Raw genomic sequence first — 16569 nt, 5'->3', positions numbered from 1 at the left:
AGGCAACGGGGGTTCGCCGAATAGGCGATATCGTTCCGTTCCCTCTTCCTTCCTCATTTCTCCGGACGGCGCCATGCGCCGCGGAATATCGAGTGACACCGTCGAAGGGCGGATACATTTTCATGCACGTATTGGTGACCGGTGGCGCTGGTTTCATCGGCGGAAATTATGTGAGAAGGCTTCTCGACGGCCGGTCGGACCTCGCGGTGGACCGCGTGACCGTGCTCGACAAGCTGACGTACGCGGGCAACCTCGCCAACCTGGCCCCGGTGGCGGACCATCCCGGGCTGCGGTTCGTCGAGGGCGACATCGCCGACCCGGACCTCGTCCCGAAGCTGCTCGCCGACGTGGACGCGGTGGTCAACTTCGCCGCCGAGACCCACGTCGACCGTTCCATCCAGGACCCGGCCGAGTTCGTCCGTACCAACGTCCTCGGCACCCAGAACCTGTTGGACGCCGCGCGGACCGCCAACCTGCCGCGGTTCGTCCACATCTCCACGGACGAGGTCTACGGATCCATCGACGAGGGCGCCTGGACCGAGGAGTGGCCCCTGGCCCCCAACTCGCCCTACGCGGCCGCCAAGGCGGGTGCCGACCTGCTCGCCCTGGCCTACACGCGGACCCACGGGCTGAACCTCTCCATCACGCGCTGCAGCAACAACTACGGCCCGTACCAGTTCCCCGAGAAGGTCATCCCGCTCTTCGTCACCACCCTCCTGCAAGGCGGATCGGTGCCGCTGTACGGCGACGGCCTCAACGTCCGCGACTGGCTCCACGTCGACGACCACTGCCGGGGCATCGACCTCGTCCTCGCCAAGGGCGAATCGGGAGAGGTCTACAACATCGGCGGCGGCCGGGAACTGAACAACCGTCGTCTCACCGAACTGATCCTCGACGCCTGTGGTGCCGACTGGTCCGCAGTCCGCCCGGTCGCCGACCGCAAGGGCCACGACCGCCGCTACGCCCTGGACGACTCCAAGCTGCGCGCCCTCGGCTACCGACCCGAGGTCGCCTTCGAAGACGGCCTCGCCGAGACCATCGCCTGGTACCGGGAGCACACCGACTGGTGGCGCCCCCTCCTCTTGGCCACACCCGGTGTCCGCGCTGGCGTCACGAGCACGAGCACCGACGCCGGCTGACGCCCGTCCCACCATCCGTCCAAGGCCCGGCGCCCAGCGCACCGGCGCCCTGCGCCAAGCGCCCCAAGGGGGAACCATGCGCGGCATCATCCTCGCCGGCGGCTCCGGCACCCGCCTGCGCCCGCTCACCAGCGTGCACTCCAAGCAGTTGCTGCCGGTCTACGACAAGCCGATGATCTACTACCCGCTGTCCGTGCTCATGCAGGCCGGAATCACCGAGATCCTTCTCATCTCGTCTCCCGAGCACATCGACAGCTACCGGGCGCTCCTCGGTGACGGCGAACGCCTCGGCGTCTCGCTCTCCTACACCGTGCAGCCGCGGCCGGGCGGCATCGCCGAAGCCCTCGTCCTCGGCGGCCCGTTCGCCGACGGACAGGACGTCTGCCTCATCCTCGGGGACAACATCTTCTACGGGCACCGCCTGCCCGACATGCTCCGCGACGAAGCCGCCCGCCTCGACGGCTGCACCCTCTTCGGCTACCCCGTCAGCGACCCCGAGCGCTACGGCGTGGCCACCGTCGACGAGGCGGGCAACATCCTCACCCTGGAGGAGAAGCCCACCGCCCCCCGCTCCAACCTCGCCGTCACCGGTCTGTACATGTACGACGGCGACGCGGTGCGCCGGGCCGCCGGGCTCACCCCCTCCGACCGCGGCGAGCTGGAGATCACCGACCTCAACCTCACCTACGTCCGCGAGGACCGGGCCCGCCTGGTCAACCTCGGACGCGGGTCCGCCTGGTTCGACACCGGCACCCACGACAGCCTCCTGGAGGCCGCGATGTTCGTACAGGTGCTGGAGAAGCGCCAGGGCATCCGGATCTCCTGTCTGGAGGAGGTCGCCTACCGGATGGGCTACATCGACCGCGAGCAGCTGGCCCTGCTCGGCAAAGAGCTCTCCCCCTCGTCCGGCTACGGGCAGTACGTGATGGAGCTGGCGAACGCCTGAGCCAGCCGACCGGATCTCGCTCCGCCCCTCCACTCCCCCGCGTCGCCGTCCCGCAGTCAGGGCGCGGGCCTGCCGCCGGGTCCGGTTCCGCCTGCCGGGTCCCGCCCAGCAGGCCGAACCCGCCCGTACCCACCTCGAAAGGTGCCACAGATGAAGGTCCTCCACCTGCCGGCCGAGACCGGCACCGGCCACAACATGCGGGCCCTCGCGGTGGCCGCGAAGGTGCACGCGCTGTTCCCCGGCGCGGAGCAGCACGTGTACCTCGGTTCCAAGAGCGCCCTGTTCACCCCGATGTTCGAGGCTCTCGGCGTGCACGTGCACACCGCCTCCGATCAGCAGGACCACGCCAACACCTCGCAGCTCGCCCGAAGCTTCGACTGGACGTCGTACGTCACCGGCTACCTCAACCGCACGTTCATCAGCGGCGACCGGATGCTCGCCGCGATCGCGCTGATCGGCGCCGTCCGACCCGATGTCGTCGTCAGTGACTACAACGTCGCCGCGTGCCTGGCCGCCGAGATCTCCGGCGTCCCCTACGTCCTGGTCACGGAGCGATACGACTTCACCCTCGGCCAGATCGACAACGCCACCCTCCTGGAAGCCGGCTTCGTTCTGGACGACCCCGACGAGGTCGACGCCATTCGAACATCGCTGACCACCCTCTTCGCATGGGTGACCCGTCGGGCCCGCGCCGTCCTCACCGACAAGCCCTGCGTGCCCGAACTCGACCGAGACACCCCGGTGTTCGCCGCCCTGGCAGCCGGCAACGGCCACGTCGTCGGCCCGATCGTCCGTGATGACTGCGCCGCCGACCCCGCGCCCCGCGCCGAGATCGACGCCCGCTTCGGCCTCGACGGCGCCGAGTACGCCATCGTCGGTTTCGGCGGCACCACCATGTTCACCGAGAACAAGGAACGGCTGCTCGACGGGTACCTCACCGCCTTCGAGAAGCTGCGCGTCGACCACCCGACGGCCCGACTCGTCGTGATCGGCCGACAGACGTTCACCGAAGAGCTCGACGGCGTGGTCCTCGTCGACTACGTCGCCGACTGGCACTCCCTGGTCAAGCACTCCAAGGTCATCCTCTCGCCCCCCGGTTGGCTCTCGGTCACCGAGCTCGCGGTCATGGGCGCCCCGGTCGCCTACGTGCTCAGCGGACGGGACGAGTACCACGAGCGGGAAGCCATGGCCCGGCTCGACCACCTCGGCTACACCACGGCCACCGAGCCCGACGCCGAAACCCTGCTCACCATCCTGCGCGCGGCCTTCGACGAACCGGAGACCTTCCGCGCCCGTACCGCCGAAGCGTCCCGGGCCATCGCGCCGACCGGCAACGGAGCCGAGGCCGCCGCAAAACTGATCGGCCAGGTAGTGGCCGAGGCCGGCGCCCACCAGGGGCCCGCCGAAGCAGCCTGACCCACCGACCGGTCCGCACGTACCACCACGTCCACGCCACGATGACCATCACCGATGCAAAGGTGTTTCGATTGTCCGCGTACCCCGAATTCGCCGAGCCCCCCGCGCTGCCGTCGGCGACCCGCATGATGCTGCGCAACGAAGGCTCCACGACCGTGCTGCTGCAATCGCTCGTGGACTCCCCGCTCACCGCCGAGGTGCTGCCGGGCCCCGACCCGGCCACGCTGCGGACCCCCGGTCACCTCTCCGACGTCTTCGGCTCCAGCCCCCACACGGACCTGCGGATCCGCCGTTCCCGCCTGCGCGACCGCACGGGCGCCGTGATCAGCGAGAACCTGATCACCTTCCGCAGTGTCGACGCCCCCCGCGTCATACCCAGCGGCAACACCCCGTTCGGCCTGCACACGCGGAGCCGGGGCCTGTACGAGCGCCGCAGGATCCTCGCCACCGGCCTCACCACCGAACGCTTCGGCCTGCTTCCGGCCGGCTCGCCCGGCCGCGCCTACGAGATCGCCTTCTCCAACCACGCCACGGTCCTCGTGCACGAGGTCTTCAATCCCCGCTTCGTGACCACCACGACCGAGGCCGAGGCCCGGGCCGAGACCGCGACCGGGTCCCGCGTCGCGCTCGCCGACCACCAGCCGCGGTGGCCCGACCCCCGGGAAACGGCCCGCGTCCGACAGGTCCTCGCCCACGCCGACCCGCTCGTCCCGATGGCGGAGGCCCGCGCCCTGCGGACGGAACTCGCCGGCCCGGCCTTCCTCCTTCAGGGCGGTGACTGCGCCGAGACCTTCGCCGACAACACCCCCCGCTCCGTGCGCAACCGTGTCGACCTGCTGCGCGCCATGTCCGAGCGGATCAGCCAGGGCTCCGGTGCACGGGTCGTCACCCTCGGCCGGATCGCCGGTCAGTACGCCAAGCCGCGCTCGTCACCCGTCGAGCGGCGCGGCGACGCCTCCCTCCCCTCCTACCTCGGGGACGCCGTCAACGCCGCCGCCTACACCGAGGCGGCCCGCACCCCCGACCCGAGCAACCTGCTGCGCGCCTACCGCGAGTCGGCCAAGACCCTCTCCTTCCTGTCCGGATCGGGGATCTACACCTCCCACGAGGCCCTGCTCCTCGACTACGAACTCCCGCAGACCCGCATCTCACCCGACGACGGCGCCCGCTGGGCCCACTCCGGTCACCTGCTGTGGATCGGTGAACGCACCCGGTCCCTCACCGGCCCGCACATCGAGTTCGCCTCCGGCGTCGCCAACCCGATCGCAGTCAAGATCGGCCCCGGTTGCACCCCCGACGAACTCCTCTCCCTGCACGCGGTCCTCAACCCGGACAACCTCCCCGGCCGGCTCACCTTCATCCTCCGGATGGGCCGGGCACTGGCCCACGAGCGTGCCCGGGAACTGCTCACCGCAGCCGCCGCGGCAGGCCTGGCCGACCGCTTCGTCAGCGACCCCATGCACGGCAACGGGGTCACCAGCCCGGGTGGGATCAAGACCCGCACCATGCGGGCGATCGAGGAGGAACTGCGCGGCTTCTTCGCCGCCTGTGGGGAGACCGGCACTCTCCCCGGTGGCGTCCACTTGGAGCTCTCCGGAGACGACGTCACCGAGTGCGTGGACGTGGACATCGATGACACCTGGCTCGGACGCCGCTACCACACCTCCTGCGACCCCCGTCTGAACCCGTCCCAGTCCCTCCATCTGGCCGACCTGATCGCCACCCTCCTCGTCACCACCACCCCCGCCCTCAGCCTGACCGCCTGAGCGGCCGCCGGGTACGACGCCGAAGCTCTCTGCTCCACGGAGAGCATTCGGCCCGGTACGGCGGGGCGGGGACGGGACGCCGCCGCGCACGGCGTCCCGTCCCCGCCCCGCCCGGCCCCATCACGGGATCCGTGGACCGTCGCCCGGTACCACAGGAACAGCCGGTAGTGGCAGTCGCTCACCGCCACCGCGACGGCCGCCCGAGGCGGCCCGCCCCGACTCAGAAAGGCGCGCGCCCATGCGCGGAATCATCCTCGCCGGAGGCTCCGGCACCCGGCTCCGCCCGCTGACCAGCGTCCACTCCAAGCAGCTGCTGCCGGTCTACGACAAGCCGATGATCTACTACCCGCTCTCGGTGCTGATGCAGACCGGAATCCGGGAGATCCTGATCATCTCCACTCCCGAACACCTCGACGTCTACCGCTCCCTTCTCGGCGACGGCGGCCGGCTCGGCATCCGCCTGGAGTACGCCGTCCAGGACCAGCCCAAGGGCCTGGCCGAAGCCCTGCTGATCGGCCGCGAGTTCGTCGGGGACGAACAGGTCTGCCTGATCCTCGGGGACAACATCTTCTACGGGCACCGCCTGCCCGACATGCTCCGCGACGAAGCCGCCCGCCTCGACGGCTGCACCCTCTTCGGCTACCCCGTCAGCGACCCCGAGCGCTACGGCGTGGCCACCGTCGACGAGGCGGGCAACATCCTCACCCTGGAGGAGAAACCCACCGCCCCCCGCTCCAACCTCGCCGTCACCGGCCTCTACCTCTACGACAACGACGCCCTGGACCACGCTGCCCGCCTCGCGCCCTCGGCCCGCCAGGAGCTGGAGATCACCGACCTCAACCTCCGCTACGTGGAGCAGGGCCGGGCCCGCCTGGTCAACCTCGGACGCGGGTCCGCCTGGTTCGACACCGGCACCCACGACAGCCTCCTCGAAGCCTCCCTCTTCGTGCAGCTGCTGGAGAAGCGCCAGGGCATCCGCATCTCCTGCGTGGAGGAAGTCGCCTACCACATGGGCTACATCAACGCCGAGCAGCTCGCCGTCCTCGGCGCCGGCCTGTCCCCCTCCACCAGCTACGGCCGGTACGTCCTGGAACTGGCGGGCGCCGCATGACCACCGCTCGGACCCTGAGCCGGCCGCCACGGGCCGCCGTCGCCGCGGGCCACCGCCCTGCCCGCCGTCGTCCCCTCGTCGTGCTGGCCCTGTGCTGGCTGGTCGTCCTCTTCGACGGCATGGACGTCAACGTGTACGGGGCGGTGATGCCCCGGATGCTCGCCGACCCCGGACTGGGCCTGACCTCCGCCACCGCCGGGACCGTCGGCAGCTGGACCACCTTCGGCATGCTCATCGGTGCCCTGGCCGCGGGCAACCTCACCGACTGGACCGGCCGCCGGCCGATGATCGTCGGTGGCACCCTGCTGTTCTCGGCCGGCTCGGCGCTGTGCGCCGCCGCCCACGGAGTCGAGGCCTTCGGACTGGGGCGGTTCATCACCGGCCTGGGCCTCGGCGGGGTCATGCCCATCTGCCTGAACGTGGTGATGGAGTTCGCGCCGGGCGCCCGCGCCGCCCTGACCGCCGGCGCGCTGATGACCTCCTACCACGTCGGCGGCATGCTCGCGACCGTTCTGAGCCTCACCCTGGCGGCCGACAGCGGCTGGCGCTCGGTGTTCTGGGCGGGGGTCGTGCCCGCGCTGGTGGCCGTACCGCTGCTGCTGTGGCTGTTGCCCGAGTCCCCGGCCGTCCTGCTGGCCAAGGGGCGCACGGCCGAGGCCCGGAAGCTGGCCCGCCGCTACGGGCTGCGGCCCCCGCACGCCACGACGGCGCCGGCAGCCGGAGCCCGGGCCCGCTGGAACACTGCCCTGGCCCTGCTCCGCGGCACCGGCCGCAAGGCCACCCCGCTGCTGTGGGCCGCATCCTTCTGCGGACTGCTGCTCGTCTACGGCGTGAACACCTGGCTGCCCCAGCTCATGCGGGCCGCCGGATACGGCCCCACGTCCTCGGTCGCCTTCCTCCTCGTCATCAACGCGGGCGGAATCGTCGGCATGCTGATCGCGGGCGCCGTCGCCACCCGGTTCGGAGCCGCCCGCGTCTCGGCCGTCTGGTTCCTGCTGACAGCGGCCGGCGCCCTGCTGCTCACCCAACGGCTGCCGCTCCCCGTCACGTACGTGATCGTCGCGTTCACCGGCATCTGGCTGTTCAGCGCCCAGGTCATGGTCTACGCCACCGTCCCCGCCCTCTACCCGTCCGCGCAGGTCTCCGCCGGCCTGGGCTGGGCCACCGGAATCGGCCGCCTCGGCGCGGTCGTGGGCCCCGCACTGGGCGGGGCCGTGGTCGCCCACGGCGCACAGCAGTGGGCCTTCGTCACCTTCGCCGCGGCCGGCCTGATCGGCGCGCTGGCGATCCACCTCGCAGGGAGGACCCCATGCCGCTCGGGCATCTAGACCGGATCGTCAAGGCCTACGACGTGCGCGGCGTCGTCCCGGACGAGTGGGACGAGCGCCTCGCCGAACTGTTCGGAGCCGCGTTCGTCGAGGTCACGGGCGCCGACAGATCGTGGTCGGCCACGACGTGCGCCCGTCGTCGCCCGGCCTGTCGAGGGCGTTCGCGCACGTCGCGGCGGCCCGCGGCGCGGACACCGTCCTGATCGGCCTGTGCTCGACGGACCAGCTGTACTTCGCGTCGGGGCAACTCGGCCTGCCGGGGGCCATGTTCACCGCCTCCCACGACCCGGCCCGGTACAACGGCATCAAGCTGTGCCGGGCGGGCGCGGCCCCGTTCGGCCGGGACACCGGCCTGGGGGACGTCCGGGCCCTGGTGGAGCAGTGGCTGCGCTGGCTGACCGCCGGTGAGTCGCACGGCCCGGCTCTGGTGGCCACGCTGGAAGGCCTCCCCGCCTGCGTCCCCGTGACCACCTCCCTGGTGGCCGCCGAACTCGCCGTGCGCCGGCTCGGTCACGGCCGCGGCGCCCGGATGAGGTTCGAACAGGACGAGGTCACGCTCCTGGGCGGCGTCCGCCACGGCCTGTCCCTCGGCTCACCAGTGGCGGTCACGGTCGGCAACTCGGAGTGGCGAGGCTCGCGGGAGCGAGTCCTCACCCCGCGAGGTCCGTCAGCAGCACATCCAGGACTGCCTCCTCCTCGACGCGCAAGGCGTGCTCGCTAAGAGCGAGTGCCAGGTCCGGGTCCCAGGGTGACAGCGCCGGTTTCCCGTCCAACGGGCGCAGATCAGGTCCAGCTGTGGTCACCGCCTCGCGGTAGTCGTCGGCGGTGTAGCGCCAGGGCCGCCAGGGCACGTGCCCCAACAGCGTTGTGGCGATGCGTAGACCGCCCCAGTCGAAGTCGCCGTGGTACCGGAAAGCAGTACCGAGCTCGTGCAGAGAAGCGAGGAGGGTCAGCGCGGCGGCCGAGGGCTGGCCCTGGACACAGACCAGCGGTCGGGCACCCGGCCCGTGGTTGTCCGCCGCGGCCGAGAGGACTGCAGGATTCTCACAGATGTGGACCACGGGCGGTGCCGTCCGCGGCGGACGGTGGGCGAGCTGACGGAGGGTGAGTACGCACGGCTCACCCATGTCGGCCATCCAGTCCAGGGCCGCAGTCCCACGGAGGTTGAGAGTGAGCACCGTCGAGGAGACGTCGTCCCGGAGCAGGCCGGCGGAAGCCCATGCGGCCCGTCTCCAAGCCGCTCCCGTTCCGTCGGGGTGACCGGTCAGAGCTCGGGCACCGGAGAGGGCGAGGGTGGCCACCGGCGTGCCGTCGTCGAGCGCGTGGGCACTTCCCAGAATGTCCGCGGCGAACACCGGCAGCGAACGTGCTGGTTCGACAGGTAGCTCCCGCAGTACGCGGACGGTCTGCTCCAACAGCAGACGGGCGGCGGCGGGAGTACGGGCGAGACGACGCACGAGGCCGTCATCACGAACCCGGACGGCCCAAGCGGCGTGCGCCGGAAGCTCTTCGGCCAGCCGAGTGAGGGGCGCGTAGGCCTCCCCCCAGGCGTGATCCTCGCTTCTGCGGACCTCGTCGAAAGGGACGACCCGCCCGGTGAGCACCGTCACGGCCGCCTCCAGGCCTTCTGGGCTGATGCCCGATCTGACCAGCACGGCGTCCACCGCGTCGAGCCGGACCGTCAGCGCCCTCCCGGCACCCGGCGTCCGGCCCAGCAGTCTCTCGGCCGCTGCCCGCTCGGCCGCGCTAGGCGTTGCCAGCGAGACCGCCCCGGTGAGTGGCTGCCCGCGCTCCAGCCGTCGGCGTGCCCGCTCCAGCAGCCAGGCCAAGTCGGCGCCACCGAGCAGGCGGCGCAGGCGCGCTTCGTCCACCGGCGGACCGCTCACGCCCACAGGGTCTCCGGGTCCGCCGGACGCACCGGGTCCTCGCGGCGCGTGCGGGCCGTGCCGTCCCACTCCCAGCGGGTGACCAGGACAGCGGCCACCTCGTCGATGCGGGCGAGCTGGGCGATGGCGATGCCCGGCACCTGCGGATAGCAGGCCCACTCCCGCTCGCTGGTCATGACCACATCCAGGTCGAAGGCGTGAAGGAGGCCGAGGCACTTGGCACGCGAGTCGTCGTCCACCCCCGCGAACGCCTCGTCCAAGGTCACCAGGCGTGGCGCGTAAGGGCTGCCCGCGCTCGCGTAGTGCGAGGAGGCAGCGGCGAACAAGGGAACGGACACGGCCAGGACGCGTTCGCCTCCGGAGGCGGGTCCCGTGGCGGGTACCCATCGGCCGTGCTGCTGGCGTTCGACGGCGAACTCGTGCCAGGAGCGGTAGTCGAGGGCGGCGGTGAGGTGCTCCAGCCAGCTGCCCGCCGCATCCTCGGTCTGCTGGCGGGCGATCTGCGTCTGCAGGAACTCACCGACTGCGGCCCGGTCTTCGGCCGTCCAGGCGTCAGCGGTCTGGAGCAGGCGGCCACGGGCCTGGGCAAGGCCGACCGGGGCCTTGCGGGAAGGCCGCCACACCAGGCGGAGCCTCATACCGGTGGAAGTGGGCCGCTCCTCCAACTCGGTGTTCATGGCCAGCACCTGCCGCTCGGCGGCGGCGATCAGCTCCTGGAGGGTGCCTGCCACTTCGGTGATGAGGTGGGTTTCGAGGATTTCACGCTCGCGTGCGGAGAGGATGCGGGTGAGTTCGCCGACCTCGATCGCCAGTGCCTCGGCGAGTTCGGGTACGGCCCGCTCACGGCCCTGGTAGACGACGTCGACGATCATTCCGTCCTCGACCATGCGGGCCGAGGCGGTGTTGCCGTGCCGCGACAGCGCGTCCTGGAGGGTTTTGAACTCCTCGCTCAGACGCCGCTGTACACGTTCCCAAGCACCGTCCGAGTCGTCCGTCGTCGACAGCTCCGATTCGAGGGCGCGGGCCAGGGCGATGGCCGGGGTGGCCGCCCACGGGCCCTCGCCTGCGGCCGGTACGGCGAGGTCGGGAAGCGCGACGGCGATCAGCCCCGTGGCAGTGAAGCGCTGGAGCGCAGCGATGGCCTCGGAGCGCGCCGCGGCAGCTTCGGTGACGGCCTTCTCCAGCTGTGCGATGCTGCCCTCCGCCCGGCTGGCCCGTCGGTCCGCCTCCGTGTGCTGCTCCTGGGTGCGCTGCTGGTCGGAGGCACAACCGCGCAGGGCTTCTGCGGTCTCCGCGAGCAGCCGCTCCAGCTCTGCGACGGCGGCGCCGACGGTCAACCGCAATGTGGCCAGCCGCTCGTCCGCGGCCGCAGCCTCACGGGCGGCCTCGTCCGCGCGAACGGCGAGTTCGACGGTCCGCTCTTCTGCCCGGGCTGCCTCTTCGCGTTCGTCGTCCGCCTGCCGGGACGCCTCGCTCCGCTCGCGGAGCGCGGGCCAGAGTCCGGCCAGGACGACGTCGAGTTCGGCGAGGGCCTGCCGTACGGCGGCCAGCGCCGACCGGTCCGGGGGCAACCCCAGATCGGCTGCCGTCTCCTTGAGGTCTGCGGCGGCCGACTCGGCCCGCTCGGCTGCGGCCGTCACCTCCGCGGCCCGCTCGTCGCGCCGGGTCCGGGTCCGGCGCACGGTGTCGGCGGCAGCCGCTGCGTCGGCGTGTGCTCGGATCAGGGACGCGTCGTCGGGCACGGAAGCCAGCTCGGTGTCGAGCGTACGACGGCGGGTCGCCAGAGCCTGCGCCTGCGCGGCGGCGTCGATCGACTCCTTGTGGAGGAGCAGGAGTTCAGCCCGCAGGGTTGCGATCCGTGTCCGCCTCGCGGCTTCCCGGGCGCCCTCTCCGATGTACTCGGCGGCGGGTTTGGCCCAACGGCCGGTGAGGACGCCGACGCGGTGTCGTCCGTCCAGCGCTACCCAGGTGTCGTCCATGGCCCCGGTACCCGACGCACCGGCGCCCGGTACATCGTCGGCCGGCGCCGTGTCCCCGGAAGCCCCGCCGAGGCCGATCGCCTCCAGCAGCCGGGCCACGGCCTCCACACCGACCTGTGCCGCCTGCACGTCGCCGTGGTCCACGGCCGGGCGCAGTACGTCGGCGAGCGACGCTCCCTCGACCGGTCCGGTGTTCGGGGCGAGGAGTACGTCATGACCGTCCGCGGCGAGTGTCGCTCCGTCGGGGCGCACCCACGCGTCAAGCAACCCGGATGCCTCCAGGGCCGCCTCCAGCCCGGCACGGTCGGGGCCCGTGACCTCTTCCCGGAAGTCGATCAGCCGCCACAGAGGGGCACCGGGCGCCTGGTCCCGCAGGCCGGGGGTCCGGGTGTGCGGGACCTGCGGCCCGCGTCGACCGCCGGACTCCAGCCCGGCGAGTTCCTGTTCGGCGTCGCGGGTCCGGGCGGTCAGGTCGGCTCGATGTTGCGCTGATCGCGCCGCCTGGTCGGCGAGTAGCGCTGCGGTGGCGCTGTGTGCTTCCGAGGCGCGGCGGCGCGCCGGGTAGGGGCCGTCCTGGCGCTGGGTCCACTCCTGGAGCTCGTCCAGGAGTCCGGCCGGGTCGGCGTACGCCAGCTCCCCGCACCGGCCCGCGTGCTCGCGTACGGCATCGACCAGAGCCCGTCCCGCGGCCTGCGCCGTCTCCTCGGCCGTGTCCAGGGTCTCGGCTGCGTGCGCCAGCTCGCTCTCCGTCTCATCGAGCCGGAGTACAGCGGCCCGGCGCCCGGCCGCCGCCGCCTCGGCCTGCTCGGCGAGCGCCTCCACATGTGTGAGGGTGCGGTGCCTTCGGCCGGTCGCTTCGGCCACCGCTGCCCGCAGGTCGGCTACTGCCTGTCCCTCATCTCCGGGAAGGGTCAGCCGGGCTGCCGCAGCCGTCTCCCGGGCCCGGAGCAGCGTGTCCCCGGACTGCTCCCGGGCGACCCTGAGCCGGTTCTCCGCGGCACCGAGGCGGCCGAGCGCCTTTGTGTGCTGGATCGAGGCCTTCTCCCGGTCGTCGCGCGAGCGGGCACGGTCGCTCACCGCCCGGTCCAACGCCTGCGCGGCCCGCTCCAGTTCGCGGGCACTGCGCATCTCCGGGCCCTCGCGCAGGGCTGCGTCGGCCGCCTCCAGCCTCGCCCGGGTCTCGGTGAGCGCGGCGACACGCTCCTCCGCGGCCGCCCGGTCCTCCTCCGCCGCGGTCTTCTCACCCTGTGCCTCGGCGAGGTCGCGCAGCAGCTGCTCGTACTTCGAGTGCTCGCTGCGCGGGAGGCGGGCCCGTCGGCGGGAGGCCGCGCGGGCGTAGCGCCGGTAGTGGTCGAGGAACACGGAGGCCGCCCGTTCGGCAGCCCCGGCTGCCCGCAGCTCCTCCTTCTCCTCGTCCAGTGAGCGGAAGGCCTCGGCCACATCCGCGATGACGGCCTGATCCATCGGGGGAAGGGCCTCGGTGAGGGCGCGGGAGAGGGCGGCCTCGTTGGGACGCTTGGACAGCTGGGGCTGACGCAGCTGAATGAGCAGGTCCACGAGGGCTGCGTAGCGCTGCTCCCCTAGGCCGAACAGCGCTTCGTCGACGGCCCGGCGGTAAGCCTTGGCCTGGTCGAAGACCATCCCCTGCCCGGCGACCGCCTCGATGAGCCGGTCCCGCGACAGGACGGTGCCGGTGGCGTCGAGCAGGCTCAGTGTCCCGGCCGCGCGTACGTCGGCCGGGCCGTGGTCGATCCGCTGCCCGGTCACCGCCCACCAGTGCCGGGCGATACCGCGCCCGCTGACGGCCTTGAGCCCGCACAGGAGCGTACGGAACTGCTCCTCGCCGCTCACTGCATCACGGCGGCCGAACTCCACCCAGGTGTAGCCGAGGCGTTCGGAGTGCGGGTGCTCACCGCCGAGCAGGAGGTTCCACTCCATCCGCTTGCCAGCGTCCCCGTCCGGTTCCACTCGACGGGCGCTGAGGTCCCCGTCGAGGAGGAAGGGCAGGGTCAGGGCCAGCACTTTGGACTTGCCGGTGCCGTTGTTCCCCCGGAGCAGCAGCCGACCGTCACGGAAGTGGAACTCCTCCACGTCGTAGTGGAAGAGGTCGACGAGACCGATCCTCAGGGGCTGCCAGCGAGGGCGCGCAGGGGCGGGGGGTGCGGGACGGGGGGTCAAGGCCGGTATGCCTTTCGCTGCGCGGGCACCTGCGCGGCGCCGGCTGTACGGGGTTCGAGTACGACGGTCTCTCCGACGGCGTAGCGGGCGAGCGCCGGGCGCGGCACGACCCCGTCAGCGGTACGGGCGACCAGGCCGAGTGCGGCCAGCCGGGCGACGGCCTGCTCGGCCAAGTCGGCCTCGGCTCCGGGTTCACGGGCAGATTTGGACCAGAATCCGCCGTGCTCGGCCGCCAGTTCGACAACGCGGCGCTCCAGGTCGGCCATGGGGACGACCAGGCCTGCGACCGCCGTGAGGTACTCGGCGAGCAGGAGGGTGACGTGGCCGCGGGTACCTGATTCCGGCATCCGGACGTCGGTGAGGTCGTCCTCGGGGTCGACCATGGCGATGCCTTCGGCCCGCACTTCGGCGACCAGCCCGGTCAGTTCGTTGATGCGGGCGGTGAGGAAGCCGCGCTGGCGCGTGAGGTAGCCGAGTTCGGCATCGGTGAGCTCGTCGTAGTAGAGGACGGGGTCGTCGAGCAGCCGCCGGGTCAGCGAGCGGCGCATGGCGCGGAAGCGCAGTTCGTCGCTGTCGAGGGCTGTTTCCGCGGCGAGCTCGCCGAGCCGGGCCTCCAGCGTTTCGGCACGGACGGTGGAAGGTCCCCGGCGGGTGGCGAGCAGCCCTGCGAGGACCCGCCGTTCGACGTCGTACAGGACGTCGCCTGCTCCACTGACGTACGCGTCCTCGTCACCGGCGACGCGCCGCAGGACTCCGAGGTGGAGCAGGATCCGTACGACCGCGGCCAGGTCGAGCCGCTCGTCACGGCGGTCCAGGGTGAACTGGATGCCCGCCGCGGCCAGCTGGGGGTCCTTGGCGTCCAGCACGATCTGGTCGGCGAGGCGGCCCAACGCGATCTGCGCCTCTCCGCGTTCGAGGGCGGCGAGGGCGAGGCAGAGCAGGACGTACCGGCGGCGGTTGAAGGGGACGGCGCTACGGGTGACCTCGCGCGCCGGGTGCGTGGCATCGTCGAGCACACCGGGGATCTTGCCCAGCCGGGCGGTCTCGGCGTCGACCTGGAGGGACCAGCCGGTGTTGCGGTCGAACCACTCGCGCAGCTCGGAGACGTGCCGCCGGACGAGGCGGAACTCGTCGGCGTACGCGCCGTGCGCGAGCAGCAGGGGCTGCTTGAGCAGGGCACGGGCGGCCTTGCGCCGCTCGGCGGCGTGCTGCCCGTCGAGTACTTCGGCGAGCGGTGTCGTCATCACGCTCCGCCCCCTCCTTCTTCCCCTGTGAGGTCGATGATCTCGATGGTGTGGTCCGGGCCGCGGAAGTTTCCGTCCGGTGTGCGGACCTCGGCCGTGGACCCGTCGGTCGGTGCGGTGAGCCGGATCTCCATGGATCCGTCGCCGCTGGTGGCCGCGGTGTGCGTCATACCGGGCCGCCAGGTGGCCAGCGCGTCGCCGAGGAGCTGGAGGAAGAGCCGGAAGCTGAGGGGGTCGAGCTCGCCGAGTCCGGACAGCCTGGTGATGCCGTGCGTGACGAGCCGAGCCCGGGCGGCCGCTGTCTCGGCGGCCTGCTTGGCGGCCGTCTCGGCGAGCAGCCGGCGCGCCTCCTGCCGGTCCTCGACCCTGCGGGGTTTGCCGCGCCGCTCGTAGCTTCCCGTGCGGCGCAGCTGCGGGCTGATCCGCAACGGCGCGGCATCGGCCCACGCGGTTCCCGCGGGCTCGGGACGGGCGTGGCGGGCGGCCAGCGTCTCGGCATCCACGGTCAGGTGCCGGGCCGGGTACAGCCCGAAGGCGGTGCGCCACAGCCGGTGCCGGGCGTCGTCGTCGGGCGCTTCGGCGAACCAGCGCGCGAGGGTGCGGAAGTCGGCGGAGCGGTCCGAACGCCCGGCCCGGCGCTCGTTCAGCGACCGTACGACGGCCAGCAGCTGCGGGATCGCGCCCAGTGCTCGGCCGCGCAGCAGCCGGGCCTGTGACTCCCGGCCGTCCCGGCTGAGGAACCAGGCCGCGAGCCCTGCCCACCGGCCGGCCCACCGCTCGTACGCGGCCTGCCCCGCGTACGCCGCCTCTTGCGGGGTGGCGTCCGCCGCCTCACGCGCGGCCGCGGCCCGCAACAGCAGCTCGATGCTGCCGCCCTCCTCCAACTCCAGGATCAGCCGGGCGATGCGCCCGCCGAGGGTGATCAGGTCCTGGATGAACCGCTCCAGGTAATGGATGAGCTGGTCCTTGTAGGCGAGGAAGACCTCCTCCCCCACGTCATGGAGGTCGATGGTCCGCTGGAGGGAGCCCATGAAGGCCCGCGCATTGTCGGCGAGCGCACCGAAACGACTCGCGAGCGCGTCCAGCGCCAGATGCGTCTTGGCCGGATCGGGCTCCTCCTCGGACGCCAGCACGAGCAGGGCCCGCAGCTGCGTCACGATGTCGTGCAGCGCAACGGCCTGCAGCGCGCCCCGCCGCCCGAGCGCCTCGTCGTACGCGGACAGGGCCTCTTCCGCAGCCTCGCCCTCCCGCGTGAGCTGGTAGATGAACCGCTTGCGGTAGAAGTCCTCGACTGCGGTGACCCGCCCGGTGTCCGGGTCGGCCCGCAGGTTCCCCCAGCTCACCAGGCTGTCGAGCGCCTTGACCACGGCGTCGAGCTCAGTCGGCCGGCTCTCGGAGGCCAGCCCCGCGTGCACGTCCTCGGGCCGCAGATGCACGGCGAACCGCTCCTTGGCGACGAGGAAGGCCCGCATCACCGCCCGATAGAGCAGCACGTTCGGAGCGGTGAGATGCGCGAAGGGCCCATACGCGTCGGGTGGGCCCTCCGCCTGCGGAGAAGTCATGTCCATTGCCCGCC

At 72.0% G+C, this 16569-nt stretch carries 10 protein-coding genes and 1 pseudogene; 7 read left to right on the top strand and 4 right to left on the bottom strand.

Annotated elements, in window-relative coordinates:
- Positions 1–122 precede the first annotated feature (122 nt).
- The 7 genes and pseudogenes from rfbB (at position 123) to OHA65_RS28290 (ending at position 8427) form a co-directional block, all read left to right on the top strand.
- The gene (gene rfbB / locus OHA65_RS28320; protein ID WP_328764047.1) at positions 123–1139 is read left to right on the top strand and encodes a dTDP-glucose 4,6-dehydratase; all 1017 of its coding nucleotides are present in this window, start codon (positions 123–125) and stop codon (positions 1137–1139) included.
- Between the two features lie 76 nt (positions 1140–1215).
- The gene (gene rfbA, locus OHA65_RS28315) at positions 1216–2085 is read left to right on the top strand and encodes a glucose-1-phosphate thymidylyltransferase RfbA (RefSeq protein WP_327279001.1); all 870 of its coding nucleotides are present in this window, start codon (positions 1216–1218) and stop codon (positions 2083–2085) included.
- Positions 2086–2235: 150 nt separating this feature from the next.
- Positions 2236–3501, top strand: a complete 1266-nt coding sequence (locus OHA65_RS28310; protein WP_327279000.1) for a hypothetical protein — start codon at positions 2236–2238, stop codon at positions 3499–3501.
- Between the two features lie 71 nt (positions 3502–3572).
- Positions 3573–5267: a 3-deoxy-7-phosphoheptulonate synthase gene (locus OHA65_RS28305; RefSeq protein WP_327278999.1), complete on the top strand. Its 1695-nt coding sequence runs from the start codon at positions 3573–3575 to the stop codon at positions 5265–5267.
- Positions 5268–5505: 238 nt separating this feature from the next.
- Positions 5506–6378, top strand: a complete 873-nt coding sequence (gene rfbA / locus OHA65_RS28300) for a glucose-1-phosphate thymidylyltransferase RfbA (protein ID WP_329314781.1) — start codon at positions 5506–5508, stop codon at positions 6376–6378.
- A complete protein-coding gene (locus tag OHA65_RS28295) occupies positions 6375–7706 on the top strand; it encodes an MFS transporter (RefSeq protein WP_327278997.1) in 1332 nt (443 codons plus the stop codon). The genes rfbA (OHA65_RS28300) and OHA65_RS28295 overlap by 4 nt, the downstream gene beginning before the upstream one ends.
- Positions 7688–8427: pseudogene (locus OHA65_RS28290) on the top strand (chorismate synthase). The gene OHA65_RS28295 and the pseudogene OHA65_RS28290 overlap by 19 nt, the downstream one beginning before the upstream one ends.
- Here OHA65_RS28290 and OHA65_RS28285 read toward each other — a convergent pair.
- From OHA65_RS28285 to OHA65_RS28270, 4 genes are read right to left on the bottom strand one after another with little or no spacing between them, the layout of a single operon-like run.
- Positions 8357–9592, bottom strand: a complete 1236-nt coding sequence (locus OHA65_RS28285) for a TIGR02679 family protein (RefSeq protein ID WP_329314779.1) — start codon at positions 9590–9592, stop codon at positions 8357–8359. The pseudogene OHA65_RS28290 and the gene OHA65_RS28285 overlap by 71 nt on opposite strands.
- On the bottom strand, positions 9589–13749 hold the full coding sequence (locus tag OHA65_RS28280) for a TIGR02680 family protein (RefSeq protein WP_405762648.1): 4161 nt from the start codon (positions 13747–13749) through the stop codon (positions 9589–9591). Before OHA65_RS28280 ends, OHA65_RS28285 begins: the two co-directional genes overlap by 4 nt.
- Positions 13746–14993 carry a TIGR02678 family protein gene (locus OHA65_RS28275; protein WP_405762646.1) on the bottom strand — a complete coding sequence of 416 codons (1248 nt, stop codon included), beginning with the start codon at positions 14991–14993 and terminating at the stop codon, positions 13746–13748. Before OHA65_RS28275 ends, OHA65_RS28280 begins: the two co-directional genes overlap by 4 nt.
- Positions 14993–16555, bottom strand: coding sequence for a TIGR02677 family protein (locus OHA65_RS28270; RefSeq protein WP_405763446.1), 1563 nt, complete (start codon positions 16553–16555; stop codon positions 14993–14995). The genes OHA65_RS28275 and OHA65_RS28270 overlap by 1 nt, the downstream gene beginning before the upstream one ends.
- Positions 16556–16569: the final 14 nt, after the last annotated feature.

The organism is Streptomyces sp. NBC_00045 (assembly GCF_045041095.1).
GTDB lineage: Bacteria > Actinomycetota > Actinomycetes > Streptomycetales > Streptomycetaceae > Streptomyces.
Note: the sequence above shows the minus strand (reverse complement) of the source record. Positions and strands in the feature narration are given on the sequence as shown.

Bases quoted from the DNA above. Each gene is read 5' to 3' on its own strand.
- rfbB (WP_328764047.1), top strand. From the start codon at position 123: ATGCACGTATTGGTGACCGGTGGCGCTGGTTTCATCGGCGGAAATTAT.
- rfbA (WP_327279001.1), top strand. From the start codon at position 1,216: ATGCGCGGCATCATCCTCGCCGGCGGCTCCGGCACCCGCCTGCGCCCG.
- OHA65_RS28310 (WP_327279000.1), top strand. From the start codon at position 2,236: ATGAAGGTCCTCCACCTGCCGGCCGAGACCGGCACCGGCCACAACATG.
- rfbA (WP_329314781.1), top strand. From the start codon at position 5,506: ATGCGCGGAATCATCCTCGCCGGAGGCTCCGGCACCCGGCTCCGCCCG.
- OHA65_RS28295 (WP_327278997.1), top strand. From the start codon at position 6,375: ATGACCACCGCTCGGACCCTGAGCCGGCCGCCACGGGCCGCCGTCGCC.
- OHA65_RS28275 (WP_405762646.1), bottom strand. From the start codon at position 14,993: ATGACGACACCGCTCGCCGAAGTACTCGACGGGCAGCACGCCGCCGAG.
- OHA65_RS28270 (WP_405763446.1), bottom strand. From the start codon at position 16,555: ATGACTTCTCCGCAGGCGGAGGGCCCACCCGACGCGTATGGGCCCTTC.